We start from the raw sequence: 21976 nt of genomic DNA, 5'->3' as shown, positions 1-21976 counted from the left end.
GAAGTGCCGACCTTCTACGACGCCCGAAGAAAGAACAGTGCTTCGACAGGCTCAGCACGAACGGTGAATGGTGATTCAGCTTTGCTGAAACAGGCTCTAGCCGGGCAGCGACGCGGCGGCGGCGACGAATTCGGCGGCCGATGCGGCTACCACGGCTGCGGTGCGGCCGGGTTTGTAGAGGTTCGATCCGAGGCCGAAGCCGTCGGCGCCCGCCGCGCGCCATGCCGCCATCGTCTGTGGCGTGATGCCGCCTACCGCCAGCACCGGCGTGGCGCGCGGCAGCACCGCGCGCTGCGCCTTCAACATCGTCGGCGTGGTGCCGTCGGCGGGGAACAGCTTGAGGCCGTGCGCGCCCGCATCGAGCGCGGCGAACGCTTCGCTTGGGCTGAAATAGCCCGGCAGTGCGATCATCCCCGCCGCTACCGCCGCCGCGATCACGGGCGGCGCGGTGTTGGGCGACACCATCAGCGTGCCGCCAGCGTCGCGCACGGCAGCAACATCGCGCGGTGTCAGCACCGTGCCCGCGCCGACGATCGCGGCGTCGCCCGCGCGCCGGGCAAGCCGCTCGATGCTCGTGAGCGCATCGGGCGAATTGAGCGGCACTTCGATGATGCCGAACCCCGCCCCGATCAGCGCGGCGCCGATGCCATCGATTTCGTCGGGGGTGACGCCGCGCAGGATGGCGACGAGCGGGCAGGCCGCAAGCGCGGTTTGCAGGCGTTGGGCGGGCGTCATCGGCGCATCTCCTCGATCATCGAAATTCCCGCTACGAACGCCGCTTCGCTATCGACAACATGCGCCGTCGCGACCGAAAGCGCGATCGCGCGGGCATAGGCGGCGGCGAGCGGCCCTTCGGCGAGCAGATGCACGCCGCCTGCCATGTCGGCGCGGTGGGCCGCGATCTCGGCGCCGATCAGCAATCCGCTGGCAAGGCTGGCGCCCGCCGATGCGTCGCGCAGCCCCAGCAACGTGCCCGCGCGCACGTCGAACAACGCATGCAGCAGGCTTTCGCCCGCCGCGCCGCGCGCGACGCCGAGCGCGAAGGCGTCGCTGTCGGGGTCGGGGGTCTCGCGCATCATCTCGGCGAGGATGCTGTGCCGGCGCAGCAGATCGAACAGTTCGCCCGTCATTGCGGTCGCGAAGCGCGCGATGCGGCCCCCCTGCATCCATGCCCATTTGCTGTGCGTGCCCGGCTGCACGAGCAGGCCGTCGTGCGGCGCCAGCCCGGCGGCGACGGCGCCGATGAGCTGCACTTCCTCGCCGCGCATCACATCGGCCCGGCCTTCGCCCAGATGGCTGACGCCGGGGACGATCCAAACATCGCGCTCGACTTCGAGCAGCTGCGCGGCCAACTCGGCGGCACCGGCGGGGCAGGGGACATAGGGCGCCTCGCGCCAGCCGCGGCTCGACCCCACCATGCCCGCGGCGAGCACGCGGATGTCGCCGAAGCGCGCGCGCAGCTCGGCGATGGCGGCGGGATAGTCGGCCGACGCCATCGCGCGCACGCCGCGATCGTCGCGGTGCGCCGCCAGCACCTGGCCGCGCTCGATCAGCCAGGCGCGCCGGTTGGTGGTGCCCCAGTCGATCGCGATGAAGCGCCCGTCGCTCATCGCACGCGCGTGAAGATCAGGCCCGCGCCCTGGAAGTCGCCGCGCAGCGGCACGTCGATGCCGCGTCCCATCCAGAACGCGCCGCTTGCCTCGGCGGGCGTGCCGGGCACCAGTGGCTCGCCGTCCATCCGCTCGACACGGTAGCGCGCTTCGGCATCGAGGCCGCGCACCACCACCGGCCCCTGCGGATCGCCCAGATGCGTGCCCTGCGTCAGCACGAACAGCACCGCCTGCGCCTGATCCTCGCCGACATAGAAGGTCGCCGAATGGACATTGCCCTTGGTCGGGCGATGCAGCCGGTAGAGCTCGCCCTGCTGCACCGTCGCGCGAATGCGCTTGTAAATGGCGACATAGTTGCGCGCGACGGTGAAATCCTCCTCGCTCCAGTCGCCAAGGTCGGTGCCGATCCCCAGCCCGCCCTGCATGGCCGAGAGGAAGCGGAACGCGAGCGAGCTCTCGCGCCCGTTGACCCAGTGCGGACTGTCGGTGACCCACGCCATCATCACCGCCGGCGCATAGGCCTGGGTGAAGCCGTCCTGAATGAGCAGGCGATCGACGGGATCGGTATTGTCCGAGGTCCATAGCTGGTCGGTGCGCGCCATGATGCCCATGTCGACGCGCCCGCCGCCGCCCGAGCAGCTCTCGATCTCTACGCGCGGATGCCGGCGGCGCAGCTCGTCGAGGATGTAATAGAGGTTGCGGACATATTGGACGTAGATGCGCTGCTGGTCGGCCGGCGCCAGCTGCGGCCAGCCGGGTTCGGACCAGTTGCGGTTATAGTCCCATTTGAGGAAGGCGATGTCGTTCTCGGCGAGCAGCCGGTCGAGCACGCCGAGCAGATGGTCGCGCACGTCGGTGCGCGCGAGGTTGAGCACCAGCTGGTTGCGCCCCTCGGTACGCGGACGACCCTCGAAGTTGATGACCCAGTCGGGATGCTGGCGGTAGAGGTCGCTGTCGGGATTGACCATTTCGGGCTCGACCCACAGGCCGAACTCCATGTCGAGCGATTTCACCTTGTCGATAAGCGGCTTGAGGCCGTTGGGGAATTTTTCGGGGTTCACCTGCCAGTCGCCCAGCCCCGCGCGGTCGCTGTTGCGCGCGCCGAACCAGCCATCGTCCATCACGAAGCGCTCGACGCCCAGTCGCGCGGCCTGTTCGGCGAGCCGCATCTGGCCCGCCTCGTCGACGTCGAACTCGGTGGCTTCCCAGCTGTTGTAGAGCACGGGGCGCAGCGGCAGCCGACCATCCTCGCGCGGCAGGATCTCGGCGCGCTGGAAGCGGTGCATCCGGCGCGAGGCGTCGCCCATCCCCTCGCCCGAATAGCCGGCATAGAAGACCGGCGTCTCGAGCCGCTCGCCCGGTGCCAGCCGATAGGCGAAGTCGAACGGGTTGTAGCCGCCGACGATGCGCGCGCGCCCGGCGACATCGGTGTTGACGCTGATGCGGAACGATCCGCTCCACGCCAGCGCACCGAACCATACGGGCCCGGCCTCCTCGGTGGTGCGCTCGTCGACGGTGACGGCGAACCAGGGATTATGCTCCGATCCAGTCGATCCGCGCCGGCTTTCGAGCAGCGTCGCGCCCGCCGTCAGCGGGCGGTCCTGCCGCTGCCATTCGGCCGCCCAGCGGCCGGTCGTATAATGCAACCGGTAGGCGGGATTGACGGGCAGCGTATAGCCCGCGGCAGCGGCCTGATCGACGCGCACGTCGGTTTGGCCGCCATTGGCGATCACCGCCGATCGCCCGACGATGCCGGTGTCGCGATCGATCGTGTAGCGCAGCGTCACGGTGAGCGGGCGCTGGATGTCGCGCAGGTCGATCTCGATCGAATCGCGGCCCAGCCGGTGCGCGGCATAGTGCAGCACGAGGTCGCGATTGCCGTCGGGCCACGCGACCTTCAATGCGGGTTCGGCGAACAGCCCGCCGCCCTGGCCGGCATATTCCTGCGGCACGACATTGGCGGTCACGTCGAAGCCGCTGTGCCCGGTGATGACCGGACCGTCGATCGCGTCGCGCTCGCCGAGCCGCGCACCCCAATAGACCGATTGCAGCAGGCCTTCGGCGGTTACCTTGAAGGCATAAGTGACGTTGCCGCCGTCGAGCCGGAACAGCCGCCGCCCGGCGTCATAGTCCGATTCGGCATGCGCCGGCGATGCCATGGCCACGACGATCGCCGCTGCGGACAGCCACGCTGACTTCGATCTCATCGCAACCCCTTTATCATACATAACCCAAAACCACGCGATCGACGGAGCCGTGAGGCGCGCTGACTTTTGAACGATGAAGCGCGAGAACCCTCTCGACAACCCCAAAATTATATCATACTTAATTTGAACACGAGTGAAAAATCGTGGATTTGGGTGAGGGAGGACCGGGGGTGCGGACTATGCAATCTTTCGCGACGAAGCTGATGTCGGGCGTGGCGTTCGGGCTGTTGCTGACATCGCCGGCGCTGGCGAGCGAGCGTGCTGGCAAGGACGAGGCGACGCCGCCGGCCGACAATCCCGCTTCGCAGACCGATCCGCTGCCGCAGCCGACCGGCGCCCAGATCGATCCGCAGGCTGCCGAAGGCGAGATCGTCGTTACCGGCATTCGCGGGTCGCTCGACCGCGCGCTCGAGCTGAAGCGCGAGACGATCGGCGTGGTCGATGCGATCTCGGCCGAGGATATCGGCAACTTCCCCGATGCCAACATTGCCGAATCGCTCCAGCGCATCACCGGCGTCGCCATCGATCGCGTCAATGGCGAGGGGCGCGGTATCACCGTTCGCGGCCTCGGCCCCGAGTTCAACACCGTGCTGCTCAACAACCGCCTGCTCTCGACCGAGGGCGGCGGGCGCTCCTTCTCGTTCGACATCCTGTCGTCCGAGCTCATCACCGGCGCCGAAGTCTACAAGTCGTCCGAAGCGCGGCTGCAGGAAGGCGGCATCGGATCGACGGTGATCCTGCGCACCGCGCGCCCCACCGACCGCGCCGGCCTGCGCTTCGCGGGCAGCGCGGCGGGCGTGCACGACAATACCTCGGACGAAGTGACGCCGATCATCTCGGGCGTGCTGAGCAATTCGAACGCCGACCGCAGCTTCGGCGTGCTCGCCAGCTTCATCTACGACAAGCGCATCTCGCGCCTCTCGAACATCTCGACCGACGGCTGGATCATCAACCAGAATATCGACACCAATGGCGACGGCGTGCGCGATACGCCTTCGGCGCAGGGGCTGGGCGTGGCGCTGCCGCGCACGCTCAACTTCACCTCGACGCGCAACAATCGCGAGCGCATCGGCGGCACCTTCGCGGTCGACTATGTGGCGTCGGACGCGCTGCGCTTCGAGTTCGATGCGCTCTACACGCAGCAGAAGACCGACAGCGTCACCAACCAGCTCGGCTATTATGTCGACCCCGCGCGCATCACGAGCGCGACGATCAACGAGAACCGTACCGCGACGCAGTTCACCGTGCTGCCTGCGACCGCAACGGCGGGCCTCGCATCGGACAACATCCTTGCCACCAATCCGCAGAACGCGCGCACCTATCAGCTCGGCCTCAACGCCGAATGGCGCGTGTCGGACACGCTGACCGTCGATTTCGACGGATCGCATTCGAACACGCGCAACAATTCGGACCAGCTGTTCTACGTCGTCGGCACGCGGCAGATCGGCGTCACGCCCACCTTCGTGCTCGATGGGCCCGACGGGCTGCCGACGATGACCAACGTGCTGCCGACCAACGACAATTCGGCGCCGCGCCTGCACTGCTGCTCCGAACGCGGCGGCCGCAACAGCGATACGGTCAACCAGGGCAGCATCGACGTGACATGGGAGACCGACGGCTTCCTCGACAGCCTGCGCGCCGGCGTGCTCTACACCAACCGCAAGAAGACGACGCAGGTGCGCGAATCGCCCGAGCCGCTCGGCTGCTTCTATTGCGGCTATCTGGCGGTCGCGCCGAGCAGCCTGTTCAGCGAGTTCAACGCCGACGTGCTCGGCCGCAATCTGAGCTGGCTGACCTATGACCGCGATGCGCTCGTCGCCTTCTACGGATCACCCGAAGCGGTGAACCAGGTCAATTCGGGCGCCACCGAGGCCGATCGCATCGCCGCGCGCCAGCGCTTCCTCGCGGTCTATCGCGGCAACAACAACAGCCTCGATCCCATCGATCGCGATCGCGGATCGGGCACGGTGCGCGAGAACACCTATTCGGCCTATCTGCAAGGCGCGTTCGAGGCCGATCTGGGCCTTGGCCGCTTCACCGCGATGGCGGGCGCGCGGCTGGTGCATACCGATGTGTTCGTCACCGGCTTCTCGGTGACGTTGCTCGACGTGATCCAGAACCCCGCCGATCCGACCGCGGCGGTGCCCGTCTACAGCCCGACGATCCCGGTGACGGCAAGCAACCAGTACACCTATCTGCTGCCGACGCTGAACCTGCGTTTCGACCTGACCGACCAGCTGACGCTGCGCCTTGCGGGTTCGCGTACGCTGACGCGGCCGACGCTGACGCGGCTGGGGCTATCACAGGATTTCGTGTTCCGTCCGCCGGCCTCGAGCACGGTGAGCGGCGGCAACCCGTTCCTGCGCCCGTTCCTCGCCTGGAACGCCGATGCCGCGGTCGACTATTATTTCAGCCGCACCAGCTACGCCTCGGTCGCCGGCTTCTACAAGAAGCTCCAGAACTTCATCATCTCGGGCCAGCAGCAGGAGGAATATTTCGGCCTGCCGTTCATCGCCAACCGGCCGTTCAACAGCCAGGACGGCGAGGTCTACGGCGTCGAATTTTCGGTCCAGTCGACGTTCGATTTCCTGCCGGGGCCGCTCAGCAACATGGGCGTCACCGCCAACTACACGCTCGTCGAAAGCTCGATCCGCTTCGATCCGTCGCTCAGCAACCAGACGTTCAACGTCGAGGGGCTGTCCGACACCGCCAACGTCATCCTGTTCTACGAGGATGATTTCTTCATGCTGCGCGGCGCGTACAACTGGCGCGCGCCGTTCCTGCGCCAGACCTTCGGCCCGCAGAGCCAGCCCGAGCAGATCGTCGCCTACAACCAGATCGACCTAAGCACCTCGGCGAAGATCAACGACAATGTCTCGGTGTTCGGCGAGGTGCTGAACCTCACCGACGAGCGGTTCCGCAGCTTCTCGCGCTTCGAGGAGCGGCTGATTACCGAATCGACGCAGGGCCGCCGCATCATGATCGGCTTGCGCACCAACTTCTGAACGCCAAAAGGGGGTGGGCGGCTTTCCGGCAACGGAGGGCCGCCCGTTTTTCTAGGCGGGAGGCCGCGAGCGATGAGAGTGACGCGCGACGCGGTGACGTTGCCCGACGGGCGTCAGGCAGAACGCTTCGTGCTCGACGCCGGCGGCATCCGCGTGACGCTCGCCTCGCTCGGCGCGACGCTGCTCGCGATCGAGGCGCCCGATCGTGCGGGCACGATGGCCAACGTCATCCTCGGTGATGCCGATCCCGCGCGCTATCCGGCGGGCGGCGCCGATGCGCCCGATGCGTATCTGGGCGCCACCTGCGGGCGCGTCGCCAACCGCATCCGCGATGCGCGCTTCGCGCTCGACGGCGTGATGCACCGGCTGGCGGCGAACGAGGGCCGGCATCAGCTGCATGGCGGCCCCGATGGCTTCCACCGCCGCATCTGGCGCGCCACCCGCCTCGCGCGCGGCGTGCGGATGCGGCTGGTCAGCGGCGATGGCGACCAGGGTTATCCCGGAGCGCTGTCCGCCACCGCCACCTTCGCGCTGCTCGATCCGCACACGCTGCTGATCGCCTATCGCGCGCGCACCGACCGGCCGACGCACGTCAATCTCGTCACGCACCCCTATTTCAACCTTGCCGGCGACGGCGAGGGCGCGATCGACGATCATGTGCTGGGCATTGCCGCGCAGCGCTTCCTGCCGATCGATGCCGAGGCGCTGCCGACAGGCGCAGAGGTTGAGGTCGCCGCCACGCCCTTCGACTATCGCGAGCCGAGGCAGATCGATGCCGCGCGTGCCTACAATCACTGCCTGCTGATCGACGGACCGCCAGGGCGCGTACGGCCCGCGGCGACGCTGCACGATCCCGTCAGCGGCCGCACGCTGCACCTCGCGACCGACCAGCCGGGGTTGCATTTCTATTCGGGCGACTGGATCGATGGCGGGCTGGCCACGCGCCCCGGCCGCCCCCGCTTCGGCGCGCGATCGGGACTGTGCCTCGAGGCCGAGGGGCTGCCCGACGCCGCCAACCTGCCGCACCTGCGCTCGACGCGTCTCGATCCGGGCGGCGTCTACCGCTCACGCACGCTGCTGCGCTTCGGCTGAGCGCCGCGGCTCAGGGGCGCAACGGGTGGTTGCCCGCGACGAGCAGCAGTTCGAGCGCGCCTCCGATCAGTTCGCGCATCCGCGCGCCCGCCAGCGCCGGCTCGCCCGCGACGATGGCGTCGGCGACGCGCTTGTGCTCCTTGGCGCTTGCGCGCGGCACGCCCTTGTACTCGTTGGTGCGCCGGATCGAGAAGCGTAGCGTAGTGACGACGAGGTCGGTGAACTGGCGCATGAAGCGGTTGTTGCTCGCCTCGAGTACCGCGATATGGAAGCCGATATCGGCCTCAAGCGCGTCGGCCTCGCCGCGATCGGCGGCGAACATCTGCTCGATCGCTGCCATGATCGCGCGGCGCTGCGGGCCGCTCGCGCCATGCGCCGCCAGCGTCGCGGCACGCGGCTCGATCGACATGCGAATCTCGGTGAAGTCGATGAGCAGGTCGATCGAGAAGTCGCGCTCGAGCATCCAGCGCAGCACGTCGGGGTCGAGCAGGTTCCAGTTGTTCTCGGGCTGCACGAAAGTGCCCGCGCGCTTGCGCGCGAGCAGCAGGCCCTTGGCAGTCAACATCTTCACCGCCTCGCGTAGCACGGGACGGCTGGCGCCGTAGCGCAGGCACAATTCGGCCTCGGTTGGAAACGGATGATCGGCGCCATAGGTCTGCGTCACGATCGCGCGACCCAGATCGTTGACGATACTGGCGGTGATGTTGCGCCCGTCGTCGACGGTGCGGAATTCGTCTGGCGAGATATTGGCCACCATGCTGACAGTCCAGTCCGATACGGACGCCGGGATATGCGAAGATCGATTACCCGCCATAAGGGGTGGCAGGCAATCCGCGAACGCCGGGGTCGATCTCGAACAGCGCTCCATCGGCCGGGCTGCCGGGTGAATCGAGGCTCGCCGACGTCACGAACAGCCGGTCGAGCGCCTCGCCGCCAAAGGCACAGCTGGTGATGTTGCGCGCGGGCAGTGCCCAGCTGCGGATGAGCCGCCCGTCGGGATCGAAGCGGCTGACGCGACTGCCCGCCCAGTGCGCAATCCACAGCCCGCCTTCGGCATCGGTCGTCATGCCGTCGGGATAGCCCCAGTCGCCCTCGAAGGTGATGAGGACCTGCCGGTCCGAAATGCCGCCATCGTCGTCGCGCGCATAGCGATAAACGAGGCCGCGGCCGCTGTCGTTATGGTAGAGAAAGCGCCCGTCGGGGCTGAAGGCGGGGCCGTTGGTGACGATATAGCCGTCGTCGTGCCGCGACAGCGCGCCATCGGGATCGAGCCGGTAGAGCGCGCCCGAGGGCGCGTCGCCGACATCGTCCTTCGATCCGAACCACAGTCGGCCGGCGGCATCGACCTTGGCGTCGTTCAGCCGGTTGCCGGGCCGATCGGGCTCGGGTGCCGCGACGGGGTGGATCGCGAACGGATCGAGATCGAGCGCCGCGACGCCGCTCTTGAGGCCGATGAGGAAATCGTCGCGCCCCGCGCGCTCGACGATCCAGCCGATGGGCGCGGGCATGTCCCAATGCGCGACCTCGCCGGTCGAGGCCGCGCGCCGCCACAGCCGCTGCGCGACGATATCGACCCAGAACAGCGCATCGTGGCGCCGCATCCAGGCCGGGCCCTCCCCCAGCCGGTTCGCCGCTTCTACCAGGATCGCATAATCATCGCGCATAAGCACCCTTTCCAAATAATAAGTATGATATAAAGATGGGCTTGTCGATTCATCCGCGCATCATGCGCGGCACGGGCGAGGGGGGACACACAGACATGCCGGTATCGCGGCGAGCGGCGATTCAGCGTGCGGCAGCGCTCGGCATCGGTGCCGCGCTGCCGGGCTGCACGCGCGCGCCCGACGACGTGCGCATCGGCTTCGTCGTCAAGATGCCGCAGGAACAATGGTTCCAGGACGAATGGCGTTTCGCCCGCGCCGCCGCCGACCGTCTGGGCTTCACGCTCATCGAGATCGGCGCCGAAGATGGCGACCGCGTTCTCTCGGCGCTGGGCACGCTCTATGCACGCTATGCCGACGGCTTCATCATCTGCGCGCCCGATCCGCGTCTCGGTCCCGCGATCGCGCGCTACGCCGCCGATACGGGGATGAAGGCGCTCGCCGTCGACGACCGGCTGGTGGGCGCCGATGGCGCACCGATCGAGGCGATGCCCTATGTTGGCATCTCGGCGGTGGCGATCGGCCGGCTCGCGGGCGATGCTGCCGCTGCCGAGGCCGCGCGGCGCGGCTGGGCACCCGCTGAAACGGGCGTGCTGCGTCTCGCCTTCGACAGTCTCGAAACCGCGCGCGAACGCACCGGCGGCGCGGTCGAGGCACTGCGCGCGCGCGGCTTTACGCGCATCCTCGACGCGCCGCAGCGCACCACCGATACCGAAGGTGCGTTCACCGCCGCGACGCCGGTGATGACGCAGGCCGGCGGCATCGATCGCTGGATCATCATCGGGCTGAACGACGAGAGCGTGCTGGGTGGCGTGCGCGCCGCTGAGGGCCTGTCGATGGCGCCCGCGCAGATCATCGGCGTCGGCATCGGCGGGTCGGAAGCCGCGGTCGCCGATCTCGCCAAGCCGGTGGCGACGGGCTTCTTCGCCACCGTGCTGCTGTCGCCGCGCGCGCATGGCTATGACACCGCGGCGGCGATGTACCGCTGGATCACGCAGGGCATCCGCCCGCCCGCCGTGACGCTTACCAGCGGCACGCTGATGCGCCGCGACAATTTCCGGCAGGTGCTGGCGCGCGAGGCGATCGCATGACCGCGCTGCTCGAATATCGCGGCGTTGGCAAACGCTTTCCCGGCGTCGTCGCGCTCGACGATGTGTGCTTCGCGGTGCGCGGCGGCGAGGTGCGCGCGCTGATCGGCGAGAATGGCGCGGGCAAGTCGACTTTGCTCAAGATCCTCGGCGGCCAGTATCGCCCTGACAGCGGCACGCTCGCCGTGGCGGGCGAGGCACGCAGCTTCGCCTCGCCGCGCGAGAGCCAGGATGCCGGCATCGCGATCATCCACCAGGAACTGCAACTGGCGCCCGAATTGTCGGTCGCCGAGAATCTGCTGCTTGGCGCGCTGCCGCGCCGCCATGGGCTGCTCGATCGTATCGCCATGCGCGAGCGCGCCCGCGCGGTGCTCGCGCGGCTGGGCGAGCCGATCGATCCCGACACGCGGCTCGGCGACCTCTCGATCGGGCGGCGCCAGATGGTCGAGATCGGCCGTGCGCTGCTGCGCGACGCGCGCATCATCGCGTTCGACGAGCCGACGAGCAGCCTCAGCACGCGCGAAACCGAGCGGCTGATGGCGATCATCGGCGACCTGCGCGCCGAGGGGCGGGCGATCATCTATGTCAGCCACCGCATGGAGGAGGTGTTCGCGCTCGCCGACAGCGCGACGGTGCTGCGCGACGGCCGCCATGTGCTCGATGCCGAGCATGTGAGCGCCGATGACGAGCCGCGCCTGCTGGCGGCAATGGCGGGGCGCGAGATCGCCGACATCTACGCCTATCGCCCGCGGACGCATGGCGATGTCGCGATGCGCGTCGCGGGACTTGCGGGGCCGGGGGTGCGCGCGCCCGTCGACCTTGCGGTCGCGCGCGGCGAGGTGCTGGGATTGTTCGGGCTGGTGGGGGCGGGGCGTTCCGAACTGTTCCGCCTGATCTTCGGCGCGGTACGCCCGCATGCCGGCCATGTCGAGGTCGAAGGCCGCGCGCTGCCGCCGGGCGAGCCGCGCGCGGCGATCGCCGCCGGTCTCGCGCTCGCGCCCGAGGATCGCAAGGACCAGGGCATCGTCCCCGTGGCGTCGGTGCGCGAGAATGTGGCGCTCGCCTGGCGCAACCTCGCGCGCGCGACGCCGCTCTTGCGCCGCGCGACCGAAGCCGCCGAGGCTGCGCGGCAGATCGGCACGATGCGCGTCAAGGCCGCGTCGCCCGATGTCGCCATCGCCACGCTGTCGGGTGGCAACCAGCAAAAGGCGATCATCGCGCGCTGGCTGATGGCGGGCGCGCGCATCCTGCTGCTCGACGAGCCGACGCGCGGCATCGACGTCGGCGCGCGCAGCGAGATCTACGGCCATATCTACGGCTTCGCCGAGGACGGCGGCAGCGTGCTGTTCGCCTCCAGCGACATGGCCGAAGTGCTGGGCGTCGCCGATCGCATCGTGGTGATGTGCGAGGGGCGGATCGCCGGCATCGTCGACCGCGCCGACGCGACGGCGGATCGCCTGCTGCGCCTGGCGCTGCCCGAACGCGGCACGCGCAATCCTTTTCTTGACGACGAGGCTGCATGACCCTGTCCGACATTTTCCGCCGCGCCGGCCCGGCGGTTGCGCTTCTCATCCTTGTTGCCGTGCTCGCGCTGGCGGTGCCCGATTTCCTGGGCGTCCGGAATCTGCGCGGGCTGCTGTTGTCGGTAACGCTCGTCGGCACCATCGCCGCGACGATGATGCTGGTGCTGGCGATGCGCGAAGTCGACCTGTCGGTCGGCTCGACCGTCGCCTTGTCGGGCGTGCTTGCCGCGGTGGTGATGAACGCCAGCGGCAGCGTGGTGCTCGGCGTCGTCGCGGGGTTGCTGGGCGGCGCGGCCGTCGGCTTGCTCAACGGCGCGATCGTGGCGGGACTGCAGGTCAATTCGCTGATCGTGACGCTGGCGACGATGGAGATGGTGCGCGGGCTCGCCTTCCTCACATCGGGCGGCGAATCGGTCGCGATCGCCTCGGAGGCGTTCTACGCGATCGGATCGGGCAGCTTCCTCGGCATCAACTGGCCGATCTGGGCAATGATCGCGAGCATGGGCGTGTTCGGCTTCGTGCTCAACCGCACCGTATTTGGCCGCAACGTGCTGGCGATCGGCGGCAATCCCGAGGCGGCGCGGCTGGTGGGCGTGCCGATCGCGCGCATCCGCATCGCGGTGTTCACGCTCCAGGGCCTCGTCGCCGGGCTCGCCGGCATCATCCTTGCCGCGCGGATCACCAGCGGACAGCCCAATACCAGCGTCGGGCTCGAACTCGCGGTGATTTCGGCCTGCGTGCTCGGCGGCGTATCGCTGTCGGGCGGCGTCGGCACGATCCTGGGCGTGATCGTCGGCGTGCTCATCATGGGCGCGGCGCAGAACGCGCTCAACCTGCTCAACGTGCCCACTTTCTATCAATATGTCGTGCGCGGCGGAATCCTGCTGCTGGCGGTCATCGCCGATCGCATGCGGCAGACGGGCAGCCTTGGCGGGCTGGCATTCTGGCCGCGCGCTGCCCGCCGCACTCAGGGAGACGAGACGCGCCATGCATAGGATCGCCGCGATCGAGAGCTTTCTCGTCCCCCCGCGCTGGGTGTTCGTGCGCATCGAGACCGACAAGGGCGCGGTGGGCTGGGGCGAAGCCAGCCTCGAAGGCCATGCCGAGGCGGTGGTGGGCGCGCTCGATGCCGCGGCAGACCGGCTGGTGGGCGCCGACGCCTCGCGCATCGAGGATATGTGGCAGATGCTCTACCGGCTGGGCTTCTACCGCGGCGGGCCGGTGCTGATGTCGGCGCTGTCGGGCATCGATCAGGCGCTGTGGGACCTGAAGGGCCGGCTGCTCGGCGTGCCCGTGTCCGACCTGCTGGGCGGGCGTGTACGCGACCGCATCCGCGTCTATGCATGGATCGGCGGCGACCGCCCCGCCGACGTCGCCGACGCCGCGCGCGAACGGCGCGAGCAGGGCTTCGACGCCGTCAAGATGAACGGCACCGAGGACATGGAGTGGCTGTCCGGCCCGGCGTCGATCGCCGAGGCGGTGGAACGGCTGCGGCTCGTGCGCGAGACGGGGATGGACGTCGGCGTCGACCTGCACGGGCGCGTGCACAAGCCGATGGCGCGCCAGGTCATCCGCGCGCTCGAACCCCATGGCCCGCTGTTCATCGAGGAAGCGGTGCTGAGCGAGCATCCCGAGGCGATCGCCCAGCTCGCCGCGCAGGCCTGCGCCCCACTGGCGCTCGGCGAGCGGCTCTACAGCCGCTGGGACTTCAAGCCGTTCTTCGAGGCTGCGGCGATCGACATCGCCCAGCCCGACTTGAGCCACGCCGGCGGCATCTCCGAATGCCGGCGCATCGCCGCGATGGCCGAGGCCTATGACGTGGCGCTGGCACCGCATTGCCCGCTCGGTCCGCTGGCGCTCGCCGCCTGCTTTCAGGTCGCCGCCGCCAGCCCCAATTTCATCATCCAGGAAATGTCGATCGGCATCCATTACAATCACGCCGATGCCGATCTCTTGACCTATATGACCAACCCCGGCGTGCTGCATGTCGAAGGCGGCATGGTGCCGGTGCTCGAAGGGCCGGGGCTCGGCGTCGAGATCGACGAGGCAAAGGTGCGCGAAGCGGCGAAGCAGGGCCATCGCTGGCGCAACCCGGTATGGCGCGGACGCGATGGGGGGCTGCGCGAATGGTAGGCGAGGCTGCACGGCGCGTCGCGCTGGTGACGGGCGCGGCCGGGGGCATCGGCAGCGCGGTGGCGCGCGCGCTGGTGGCCGAAGGCCATGCGGTGGCACTCGCCGATCGCGCCGCCCCCGATGCGCTGGCGCACGAACTCGGTAACGGTGCCATCGCGCTCGCCTGCGACCTTGGCGATCCCGCGCGCGTGGCATCGCTGGTCGATACCGTCGTCGCGCGATGCGGCCGCATCGACCTGCTCGTCAACGTCGCTGGCATGATGATCTTCAAGCCGCTCACCGCGCACGATGCTGCCGACTGGCAGGCGCTGCTTGCGGTCAATCTGGTTGCACCCGCACTGCTGACGGGCGCGGCGATGCGCTACATGGCGAGCGGCGGCGCCATCGTGAACGTCGCTTCGGTGCATGCGCAGCGTACTTCGCCGATCGTCGGCTCCTATGCGGCATCGAAGGCCGCGCTCGTGAGCCTCACGCGCACCACCGCGATCGAGGGGCGCGACCGCGGCATCCGCTGCAACGCCATCCTGCCCGGCGCCATCGACACGCTGATGCTGCGCGAGAGCCCCAACATCAAATCGGGCGCCGAAATCGTCGATCCCGCCGATATCGGCACGCCCGAGGACATCGCCGCACTCGCGCTGTTCCTCGCCTCCGACGCCGCGCGCTTCATCACCGGCGAGGCGATCGTCGCCGATGGCGGCAGGATGGGGCGGCTCTAGGTTCTGTTTCAGCGGAGCTGAAAATGCCTTTAACGTCCGCCCGGCTCAGTCGAACAGGCTCGAGACCGATGCTTCCTCGGCGATGCGCTTGATCGCCTCGGCAAGCAGCGGCGCGATCGTCAGGTGGCGGATATGCGAGGCGTCCTTGATGACGTCGTGATTGCCGATCGAATCGGTGATGACGAGTTCCTCGAGCACCGACTTCTCGACGCGCGCGACCGCGCCGCCCGACAGCACGCCATGCGTGCAATAGGCGACCACGCCCTCGGCGCCCGCCGCCTTCAGCGCGGCGGCGGCGTTGCACAAGGTGCCCGCCGAATCGACGATATCGTCGATCAGGATGCAGAACCGCCCCTCGACATCGCCGATGATGTTCATCACTTCGGATTCGCCCGGCCGCTCGCGGCGCTTGTCGACGATCGCGAGTGCGGCGTTGTCGAGCCGCTTGGCGAGCGCGCGTGCGCGCACCACGCCGCCCACGTCGGGCGAGACGACCATCAGGTTGCGGTCGCCGAAGCGCGTCTGGATATCGGCCGACATGACGGGCGCGGCATAGAGATTGTCGGTGGGGATATCGAAGAAGCCCTGGATCTGCCCGGCATGCAGATCGACCGAGAGCACGCGGTCGGCACCCGCGGTGGTAATGAGGTTCGCCACCAGCTTGGCCGAAATCGGCGTGCGCGGCCCCGGTTTGCGGTCCTGCCGCGCATAGCCGAAATAGGGAACGACCGCGGTGATCCGCTTGGCCGATGCGCGCTTCAGCGCATCGATCATGATGAGCAGTTCCATCAGATTGTCGTTGGCGGGGAACGAGGTCGACTGGACGACGAACACGTCCTCGCCGCGCACATTCTCGAGGATCTCGACGAAGATCTCCTCGTCGGCGAAGCGGCGCACGCTCGCCTCGGTGAGCGGCAGCTCGAGATAGCGGGCGATCGCGCGCGACAGCGGTAGGTTCGAATTGCCCGCCAGAAGTTTCACGCGCCCGTCTCCCACATGGTGATTGCGCCGCCTTAGGGTGCGTTGGCCGAGCCGCCAAGAGCGCATTGCAGCCGGTGCCGCGCGCGGAGTAGAGCGCGGCGATGCACGTCGTCACCCGTTTCGCCCCAAGTCCCACCGGCCATCTGCATGTCGGCAACCTGCGCACCGCGATCCTCAACTGGATGTGGGCGCGCAAGGCCGGCGGGCGGTTCCTGCTGCGCATCGACGATACCGATGCCGCGCGCAGCGACGAGGCGTTCGTGGCGGCGATCCGCGACGATCTGGCATGGCTCGGCCTTGCGCCCGATGGCGAGGAGCGCCAATCGGCGCGGCTCGATGCCTATGCAGAGCGCTTTGCGGCACTGGCGGCGGCGGGCCGCGTCTATCGCTGCTACGAGACGCCCGAGGAGCTCGACCTGCGCCGCAAGGTCCTGCTCGGGCGCGGCCTGCCGCCGATCTACGATCGCGCCGCGCTGGCGCTGACCGATGCCGATCATGCGCGCCTCGCTGCCGAAGGCCGCGCACCGCACTGGCGCTTCCGCCTCGATCACGACGCGCCGATCGTCTGGGACGATCGCATCCGCGGGCCGCAGCGCTTCGACCCCGCGACGATGAGCGACCCCGTGGTCCGCCGCGCCGACGGTTCGTGGCTCTACCTGCTGCCGAGCGTGATCGACGATATCGACATGGGCATCACCGATGTGGTGCGCGGCGAGGATCATGTGTCGAATACCGCCGCGCAGGTGCAGATGTTCGAGGCGCTGGGCGCCGCCCCCCCCGCCTTCGCCCATGCCGCGCTGCTGACGGGTGCCGAGGGCAAGCTCTCGAAGCGGCTCGGTTCGCTCGGCGTCGCGCATTTCCGCGAGGCGGGGATCGAGCCGCAGGCGCTGGTCGCGCTGCTCGCGCGCATCGGCACCAGCGATCCCGTCGAGCCGGTGGTCGATCCGATGGCGCTGGCGGCGGCGTTCGACTTCGCGCGCTTCGGCCGCGCGCCCGCGCGCTTCGACGAGGGCGAGTTGGCCGCGCTCAATGCGCGGATCGTGCACCAGCTGCCGTTCGAGGCAGTGGCGCCCCGGCTGCCGCACGGCATGACGGCGGCGGCGTGGGATGCGGTGCGCCCCAACCTCTCCACGGTGGGCGATGCGGCGGCGTGGTGGCAAGTGATTGCCGGACCGGTCGAGCCGCCGGCGACGAGCGACGACGACCGCGCCTTCCTGCACGCCGCGGCGCGCGCCGCCGAGACGATCGACTGGGCGGGCGATCCCTGGCACGCGCTCACCGGCGCGCTCAAGGCCGAGACGGGGCGCAAGGGTCGGGCGCTGTTCCTGCCGCTGCGCCTCGCGCTCACCGGGCAGGATCACGGCCCCGACATGGCCGCGCTGCTGCCGCTCATCGGCCGCGATGCTGCGGTCACGCGATTGCGCGGGGCAGGGTGATTGCATTGCAAAACGAAATGTTTAGGCGCGAATGAAGTAATGTTGTAACATTCCTGTCCGGCGTCGTGCCGGGCAGGAGATGGTCCATGTATGCCAATCGGTATCAAGCCAATGCGGGCGGGCGCTCGATCGGTATCGTCGCAGCGTTCGCGATCAATGGCGGCGTGGTCGCCGCACTGGTGTTCGCCGGCCCCACCATCGTGAGCGGCGTCGCTCCTACGGTGCTCGAGGCGATCAACATCCCCGTCGACGAGCCGCCCCCGCCCGAACCGATGCCGCGCGAGCGCACCGAGCGCGTCGAGCCGATGCCGGCGCCCTTGCCCTACCGGCCCGATCCGCGCGTCGATCTGCCTGCACCCGACCGTACCGACCTCATTCTCGCGCCGCTGCCGCCCGCGCCGATTCCCTTCGATACCGGCAACATCGGCAACGCCACCATGCCGGCGGCCGAGCCCTCGCCCGTCGCGCCGGTGATGACGGGTGCGGAGATCGATCCGCGCTTCGCCGGCCGCTTCCAGCCCGATTATCCCGCCGCCGAACGCCGCGCCGAGATCAGCGGCCGGGTGACGGTGCGCGTGCGCGTCGGCGCTGACGGGCGCGTCAAAGCGGTCGAGCGCATCGCCGCGGCGTCCGATGGACTGTTCGAGGCGACGCGCCGGCAGGCGCTGTCGGCATGGCGCTTCCGCCCCGCCACCAGCGACGGCGTGGCGATCGAGAGCTGGAAAGTGATGACGGTGCGCTTCGAACTCGAATGACGCCAACGCGCGCGCCGCCCCGACGGGCCGGGGTGGCGCGTCGCGCAGTGCGCCCCTATGTTGACGGCGTGTCGTATTTCAGCCGCTTCTCGCCCTTCCGCGCGATCCGCGACCTGCGCTTCTTCCTGTCGCAGCGCCAGCGCCACGAACTCATCTTCTTCTTCATCTCGCTCGGCATCACCACCGCGCTGCTCGCGGGCTTCTATGTCGATTCGCGCGTCGAGCGCGTCTACAAGCGCGAGATCCAGTATTTCGACAGCTGGTCGCTCGATCGCACCGATGCGCAGATCGTCGCCAAGCAGGCGGTCGACAAGGTCGAGCGCGACAAGCGCATCGCCGCACGCAAGGCGCGCGAGGCCGAGCGGCAGGCAGCCTTCAAGCGCCTCGACGACAGCATGACGCGCTGGGGGCTTTGAGCGTTTTCTTGACGGTACCGGCCAGTGACGAGCGCGTGCGTGGCCGAACCGCCCGCCGGGCGGTTCTCAGCCATGCCGGGGGCATGGCTGACCGCGCAAGCGCACGTCACTCCCCCTCCCGGCCACCCATAGGATATCGTTGATGGGTGGCCGGGAGGGGGAGCGGGCCGGCACCGTTTCGAACGACGCACGCTGGATGGCGGCGGCGATCGCGCTTTCGGAGCGCGGGCGCGGGCGTGGTGCGCCTAATCCCAATGTCGGCTGCATCCTCGTGCGCGACGGGCACGTCGTCGGGCGCGGGTGGACGCAGCCCGGCGGTCGCCCGCATGCCGAGGCGATGGCGCTGGCCGAGGCCGGCGATGCCGCGAGGGGCGCGACCTGTTACACCAGCCTCGAACCCTGCGCGCACGTATCGCCGCGCGGCCCCGCCTGTAGCGATGCGCTGATTACCGCCGGCGTCGCGCGCGTCGTCGCCGCGCTCGGCGATCCCGATCCGCGTACCGACGGCAAGGGATTTACGCGGCTCGCCGATGCCGGCATCGCGGTGACGCGCGGCGTGGGCGAGGATGCGGCGCGGCGCGCGATGGCCGGGTTCCTCACGCGGCAGCGCCACGGCCGCCCGTTCGTCACCCTCAAGCTCGCGACCTCGCTCGACGGCTGCATCGCGCTCGCCTCGGGCGAGAGCCGGTGGATCACCGGCGCCCGCGCGCGCGCGCACGGCCATGTCGAGCGGACGCGGCACGAAGCGATCCTTGTCGGCCGCGCGACCCATGATGCCGATGCGCCGCGGCTCGACGTGCGGCTCGCCGGGCTCGAGCACCGCGCGCCCCGCCGCCTGCTCCTCACCCGCGCGGCGGCGCCTACCGGCTGGGAAGCGGTGCGCGGGCCCGAGGCGATCGGCGCGCTCGCCGGCGTCGACCATCTGCTCGTCGAGGGCGGCGCGCAGACGGCTGCGGCGTTCCTGCGCGCCGGTCTGGTCGACCGCCTGCTGCTCTACCGCGCGCCGATCCTGCTCGGCGGGCGCCCGGCGCTCGGCGATCTCGGGCTCGACCGGCTCGATGCCGCGCATGGCCGCTGGCGGCTGCATGACAGCCGCATGCTTGGCAGCGACCGGCTTGAGGTCTACGAGCGCGCCTGATGTTCACCGGAATCGTCACCGACATCGGCACGATCGACGCGATCGAGGATCGCGGCGATCTGCGCGTGCATGTCGCCACCGCCTACGACACCGCGCGGATCGATCTCGGCGCGTCGGTCGCCTGCTCGGGCGTGTGCCTCACCGTGGTCGACAAGACCGCCGGCCGCCTCGCGTTCGACGTCTCGGCCGAGAGCGTCTCGCGCACCGCGCAGGGCATGTGGGCCGAGGGCCGCCGCCTCAACCTCGAGCGCGCGTTGCGGCTCGGCGACGAGCTGGGCGGGCACATCGTCACCGGCCATGTCGACGGCGTCGGCCACGTGACCGACGTAACGCCCGACGGCGATTCGAAGCGCATCGGCTTCGCGGTCGACGCCGGCATCGCGCCCTTCGTCGCGCCCAAGGGGTCGATCACGATCGATGGCGTGTCGCTGACGGTCAACACCGTCGAGGATCGTCCCGACGGCACCACGCGCTTCGCGATCAACCTCATCCCGCATACCCAGGCCGTGACGACGCTGGGTGCACTCGCCGCCGGCGATGCCGTCAATCTCGAGATCGACGTGCTGGCGCGCTACCTGCAACGCATGGAGCAGCTTCGTGCAAAAGCCTGAACTCGCGCGCTTGCGCCACGCCTTCCTCGCCTCGCCCGAAGAGATCATCGACGAGGCGCGCAACGGCCGCATGTTCATCCTCGTCGACGACGAGGATCGCGAGAACGAAGGCGATCTGGTGATCCCCGCGCAGATGGCGACGCCGGCGGCGATCAACTTCATGGCGACGCACGGGCGCGGCCTCATCTGCCTCGCCATGACCAAGGCGCGCGTCGAGCAGCTCGGCCTACCCTTGATGTCGCAGTCGAACGGCACGCGGCACCAGACTGCCTTCACGGTCTCGATCGAGGCGCGCGAGGGTGTCACCACGGGCATCTCGGCAGGCGATCGTGCGCGTACCATCGCCGTCGCCATCGACGCCGCGAAAGGCCCCGAGCACATCACCACGCCGGGCCATGTGTTCCCGCTCGTCGCCAAGGAAGGCGGCGTGCTGGTGCGCGCGGGCCATACCGAGGCCGCGGTCGACGTCGCGCGGCTTGCCGGGCTCAACCCCTCGGGCGTGATCTGCGAGATCATGAAGGACGACGGCACGATGGCGCGGCTTGACGATCTCGTCGGCTTCGCCGAGACGCATCGCCTCAAGATCGGCACGATCCGCGATCTCATCGCCTATCGCCGCCGCCACGACCATCTGGTCGAGCGCCGCGCCGAGGCGAGCTTCACCAGCCAGTGGGGCGGCGACTGGCGCGCGATCACCTTCTGGAACAAGGCCACCGGCAGCGAGCAGGTGGCGCTGGTGAAGGGCAAGGTCGATCCCGACAAGCCCACGCTGGTGCGGATGCACGCGCTGTCGCTGCTGCCCGACGTGTTCGGCGCGGCGGCGGGCGGGCGCGGGCGGCTGCTGCGCCGCTCGATGGAGATCATCGACGCCGAAGGTGCCGGCGTCGTCGTCGTCATCAATCGCCAGCGGCCCGACAATTTCTCGGTCGCGCTGCGCGAGGCATCGGGCACGCTCGATCCCGCCGACATGGAGGAGCTGCGCGACTATGGCGTCGGCGCGATGATCCTGACCGAGCTCGGCGTCGAGGAGATGGTGCTACTCACCAACACGCATCACACGCTGGTGGGGCTGGGCGGCTATGGCCTGTCGATCGTCGGCGAGCGGCCCATCGACATCGAGGGAGACGCCTGATGGCGCATGTGCTGATCGTCGAGGCGCGCTTCTACGCGCATCTCAATGACCTGCTGCTCGCGGGCACGCGCGCCGCGATCGAGGCGGCGGGCCACAGCCACGAAACGGTGACGGTACCCGGCGCGCTCGAAATCCCCGCCGCCGTCGCGCTGGCGTCCGAAAGCGATCGCTTCGACGCCTATGTCGGGCTCGGCGTGGTGATCCGCGGCGAGACCTATCATTTCGAGATCGTCGCGGGCGAAAGCGCGCGCGGACTGATGGCACTGGCGATGGACGGCCTCGCCATCGGCAATGGCATCCTGACGGTCGAGAACGAGGCGCAGGCGCTCGAACGCGCCGATCCCGCACGCAAGGACAAGGGCGGCGAAGCGGCAAAAGCCGCGCTCGCGATGCTGGCGCTGCGCGAACGCTGGGGCTGAGGCGCCTTTTGGACCGCGCCTTCGGCGCGTTCCAGCGGTGCCGGCCCGCT

At 69.2% G+C, this 21976-nt stretch carries 20 protein-coding genes; 14 read left to right on the top strand and 6 right to left on the bottom strand.

Translation table 11 applies throughout. From position 1 onward, the window contains the following. Window positions 1-96: 96 nt before the first annotated feature. From FBR43_RS14585 to FBR43_RS14575, 3 genes are read right to left on the bottom strand one after another with little or no spacing between them, the layout of a single operon-like run. Entirely contained in the window at window positions 97-735 is a 639-nt protein-coding gene (locus tag FBR43_RS14585; protein WP_136943776.1) for a 2-dehydro-3-deoxy-6-phosphogalactonate aldolase, read from the bottom strand. Then, complete coding sequence (locus tag FBR43_RS14580) at window positions 732-1610, bottom strand: 2-dehydro-3-deoxygalactonokinase (protein ID WP_136943775.1); 879 nt, start codon at window positions 1608-1610, stop codon at window positions 732-734. The genes FBR43_RS14585 and FBR43_RS14580 overlap by 4 nt, the downstream gene beginning before the upstream one ends. Continuing rightward, window positions 1607-3817 carry an alpha-galactosidase gene (locus FBR43_RS14575; protein ID WP_249276618.1) on the bottom strand — a complete coding sequence of 737 codons (2211 nt, stop codon included), beginning with the start codon at window positions 3815-3817 and terminating at the stop codon, window positions 1607-1609. Before FBR43_RS14575 ends, FBR43_RS14580 begins: the two co-directional genes overlap by 4 nt. A gap of 179 nt (window positions 3818-3996) precedes the next feature. On the opposite strand from FBR43_RS14575, the gene FBR43_RS14570 reads away from it, so the two are divergent. Then, the gene (locus FBR43_RS14570) at window positions 3997-6822 is read left to right on the top strand and encodes a TonB-dependent receptor (protein ID WP_136943774.1); all 2826 of its coding nucleotides are present in this window, start codon (window positions 3997-3999) and stop codon (window positions 6820-6822) included. A 72-nt stretch (window positions 6823-6894) separates the two neighbouring features. Further along, window positions 6895-7914, top strand: coding sequence for an aldose epimerase family protein (locus tag FBR43_RS14565; RefSeq protein WP_136943773.1), 1020 nt, complete (start codon window positions 6895-6897; stop codon window positions 7912-7914). Window positions 7915-7924: 10 nt separating this feature from the next. On the opposite strand, the gene FBR43_RS14560 is transcribed toward FBR43_RS14565, so the two are convergent. Then, entirely contained in the window at window positions 7925-8671 is a 747-nt protein-coding gene (locus FBR43_RS14560) for a FadR/GntR family transcriptional regulator (protein WP_136943772.1), read from the bottom strand. Between the two features lie 46 nt (window positions 8672-8717). Continuing rightward, entirely contained in the window at window positions 8718-9578 is an 861-nt protein-coding gene (locus tag FBR43_RS14555; RefSeq protein ID WP_136943771.1) for an SMP-30/gluconolactonase/LRE family protein, read from the bottom strand. Between the two features lie 35 nt (window positions 9579-9613). Here FBR43_RS14555 and FBR43_RS14550 point away from each other — a divergent pair, with 35 nt between their 5' ends. Genes FBR43_RS14550 through FBR43_RS14530 form a run of 5 tightly spaced genes read left to right on the top strand, consistent with a single transcriptional unit; the run spans window position 9614 to window position 15038 of the window. Next, window positions 9614-10666: a substrate-binding domain-containing protein gene (locus FBR43_RS14550; RefSeq protein WP_249276617.1), complete on the top strand. Its 1053-nt coding sequence runs from the start codon at window positions 9614-9616 to the stop codon at window positions 10664-10666. After that, window positions 10663-12186 carry an L-arabinose ABC transporter ATP-binding protein AraG gene (gene araG, locus FBR43_RS14545; protein WP_136943770.1) on the top strand — a complete coding sequence of 508 codons (1524 nt, stop codon included), beginning with the start codon at window positions 10663-10665 and terminating at the stop codon, window positions 12184-12186. The genes FBR43_RS14550 and araG overlap by 4 nt, the downstream gene beginning before the upstream one ends. After that, the gene (araH, locus tag FBR43_RS14540; RefSeq protein ID WP_136943769.1) at window positions 12183-13181 is read left to right on the top strand and encodes an L-arabinose ABC transporter permease AraH; all 999 of its coding nucleotides are present in this window, start codon (window positions 12183-12185) and stop codon (window positions 13179-13181) included. Before araG ends, araH begins: the two co-directional genes overlap by 4 nt. Then, on the top strand, window positions 13174-14319 hold the full coding sequence (dgoD, locus tag FBR43_RS14535; protein ID WP_136943768.1) for a galactonate dehydratase: 1146 nt from the start codon (window positions 13174-13176) through the stop codon (window positions 14317-14319). Before araH ends, dgoD begins: the two co-directional genes overlap by 8 nt. Beyond that, on the top strand, window positions 14313-15038 hold the full coding sequence (locus FBR43_RS14530; protein ID WP_136943767.1) for an SDR family NAD(P)-dependent oxidoreductase: 726 nt from the start codon (window positions 14313-14315) through the stop codon (window positions 15036-15038). The genes dgoD and FBR43_RS14530 overlap by 7 nt, the downstream gene beginning before the upstream one ends. A gap of 45 nt (window positions 15039-15083) precedes the next feature. Here FBR43_RS14530 and FBR43_RS14525 read toward each other — a convergent pair whose 3' ends face one another. After that, complete coding sequence (locus FBR43_RS14525) at window positions 15084-16019, bottom strand: ribose-phosphate pyrophosphokinase (RefSeq protein ID WP_136943766.1); 936 nt, start codon at window positions 16017-16019, stop codon at window positions 15084-15086. Window positions 16020-16120: 101 nt separating this feature from the next. Here FBR43_RS14525 and gltX point away from each other — a divergent pair, with 101 nt between their 5' ends. The 7 genes from gltX to ribH all read left to right on the top strand — a co-directional run bounded on the left by gltX (window position 16121) and on the right by ribH (window position 21926). Then, entirely contained in the window at window positions 16121-17455 is a 1335-nt protein-coding gene (gene gltX / locus FBR43_RS14520) for a glutamate--tRNA ligase (protein ID WP_136943765.1), read from the top strand. 86 nt (window positions 17456-17541) lie between these two features. Next, on the top strand, window positions 17542-18210 hold the full coding sequence (locus tag FBR43_RS14515) for an energy transducer TonB (RefSeq protein ID WP_249276616.1): 669 nt from the start codon (window positions 17542-17544) through the stop codon (window positions 18208-18210). A gap of 32 nt (window positions 18211-18242) precedes the next feature. Next, window positions 18243-18626 carry a hypothetical protein gene (locus FBR43_RS14510; protein ID WP_249276615.1) on the top strand — a complete coding sequence of 128 codons (384 nt, stop codon included), beginning with the start codon at window positions 18243-18245 and terminating at the stop codon, window positions 18624-18626. 142 nt (window positions 18627-18768) lie between these two features. Beyond that, on the top strand, window positions 18769-19764 hold the full coding sequence (ribD, locus tag FBR43_RS14505) for a bifunctional diaminohydroxyphosphoribosylaminopyrimidine deaminase/5-amino-6-(5-phosphoribosylamino)uracil reductase RibD (protein WP_249276614.1): 996 nt from the start codon (window positions 18769-18771) through the stop codon (window positions 19762-19764). Then, window positions 19764-20375, top strand: a complete 612-nt coding sequence (locus tag FBR43_RS14500) for a riboflavin synthase (RefSeq protein WP_136943764.1) — start codon at window positions 19764-19766, stop codon at window positions 20373-20375. Before ribD ends, FBR43_RS14500 begins: the two co-directional genes overlap by 1 nt. Continuing rightward, window positions 20362-21507: a 3,4-dihydroxy-2-butanone-4-phosphate synthase gene (gene ribB, locus FBR43_RS14495; RefSeq protein WP_249276613.1), complete on the top strand. Its 1146-nt coding sequence runs from the start codon at window positions 20362-20364 to the stop codon at window positions 21505-21507. The genes FBR43_RS14500 and ribB overlap by 14 nt, the downstream gene beginning before the upstream one ends. Then, window positions 21507-21926 (top strand): 6,7-dimethyl-8-ribityllumazine synthase, encoded by a 420-nt coding sequence (ribH, locus tag FBR43_RS14490; protein WP_136943762.1) that lies wholly within the window; start codon window positions 21507-21509, stop codon window positions 21924-21926. The genes ribB and ribH overlap by 1 nt, the downstream gene beginning before the upstream one ends. Window positions 21927-21976: the final 50 nt, after the last annotated feature.

This window comes from Sphingomonas baiyangensis, from assembly GCF_005144715.1.
Classification (GTDB): Bacteria; Pseudomonadota; Alphaproteobacteria; order Sphingomonadales; family Sphingomonadaceae; genus Sphingomonas; species Sphingomonas baiyangensis.
The sequence above is the reverse complement of the archived record's forward strand: the minus strand, read 5'-3'. Positions and strand labels throughout refer to the sequence as shown.

What these genes read in the sequence shown, in the direction of transcription:
- gltX (WP_136943765.1), top strand. Translation starts at nt 16,121, where the DNA reads ATGCACGTCGTCACCCGTTTCGCCCCAAGTCCCACCGGCCATCTGCAT.
- FBR43_RS14500 (WP_136943764.1), top strand. Translation starts at nt 19,764, where the DNA reads ATGTTCACCGGAATCGTCACCGACATCGGCACGATCGACGCGATCGAG.
- araH (WP_136943769.1), top strand. Translation starts at nt 12,183, where the DNA reads ATGACCCTGTCCGACATTTTCCGCCGCGCCGGCCCGGCGGTTGCGCTT.
- FBR43_RS14575 (WP_249276618.1), bottom strand. Translation starts at nt 3,817, where the DNA reads ATGAGATCGAAGTCAGCGTGGCTGTCCGCAGCGGCGATCGTCGTGGCC.
- ribD (WP_249276614.1), top strand. Translation starts at nt 18,769, where the DNA reads ATGGGTGGCCGGGAGGGGGAGCGGGCCGGCACCGTTTCGAACGACGCA.
- FBR43_RS14515 (WP_249276616.1), top strand. Translation starts at nt 17,542, where the DNA reads ATGTATGCCAATCGGTATCAAGCCAATGCGGGCGGGCGCTCGATCGGT.
- FBR43_RS14580 (WP_136943775.1), bottom strand. Translation starts at nt 1,610, where the DNA reads ATGAGCGACGGGCGCTTCATCGCGATCGACTGGGGCACCACCAACCGG.
- FBR43_RS14550 (WP_249276617.1), top strand. Translation starts at nt 9,614, where the DNA reads ATGGGCTTGTCGATTCATCCGCGCATCATGCGCGGCACGGGCGAGGGG.
- FBR43_RS14530 (WP_136943767.1), top strand. Translation starts at nt 14,313, where the DNA reads ATGGTAGGCGAGGCTGCACGGCGCGTCGCGCTGGTGACGGGCGCGGCC.
- FBR43_RS14555 (WP_136943771.1), bottom strand. Translation starts at nt 9,578, where the DNA reads ATGCGCGATGATTATGCGATCCTGGTAGAAGCGGCGAACCGGCTGGGG.
- araG (WP_136943770.1), top strand. Translation starts at nt 10,663, where the DNA reads ATGACCGCGCTGCTCGAATATCGCGGCGTTGGCAAACGCTTTCCCGGC.
- FBR43_RS14560 (WP_136943772.1), bottom strand. Translation starts at nt 8,671, where the DNA reads ATGGTGGCCAATATCTCGCCAGACGAATTCCGCACCGTCGACGACGGG.
- FBR43_RS14585 (WP_136943776.1), bottom strand. Translation starts at nt 735, where the DNA reads ATGACGCCCGCCCAACGCCTGCAAACCGCGCTTGCGGCCTGCCCGCTC.
- ribH (WP_136943762.1), top strand. Translation starts at nt 21,507, where the DNA reads ATGGCGCATGTGCTGATCGTCGAGGCGCGCTTCTACGCGCATCTCAAT.
- FBR43_RS14570 (WP_136943774.1), top strand. Translation starts at nt 3,997, where the DNA reads ATGCAATCTTTCGCGACGAAGCTGATGTCGGGCGTGGCGTTCGGGCTG.
- dgoD (WP_136943768.1), top strand. Translation starts at nt 13,174, where the DNA reads ATGCATAGGATCGCCGCGATCGAGAGCTTTCTCGTCCCCCCGCGCTGG.
- FBR43_RS14565 (WP_136943773.1), top strand. Translation starts at nt 6,895, where the DNA reads ATGAGAGTGACGCGCGACGCGGTGACGTTGCCCGACGGGCGTCAGGCA.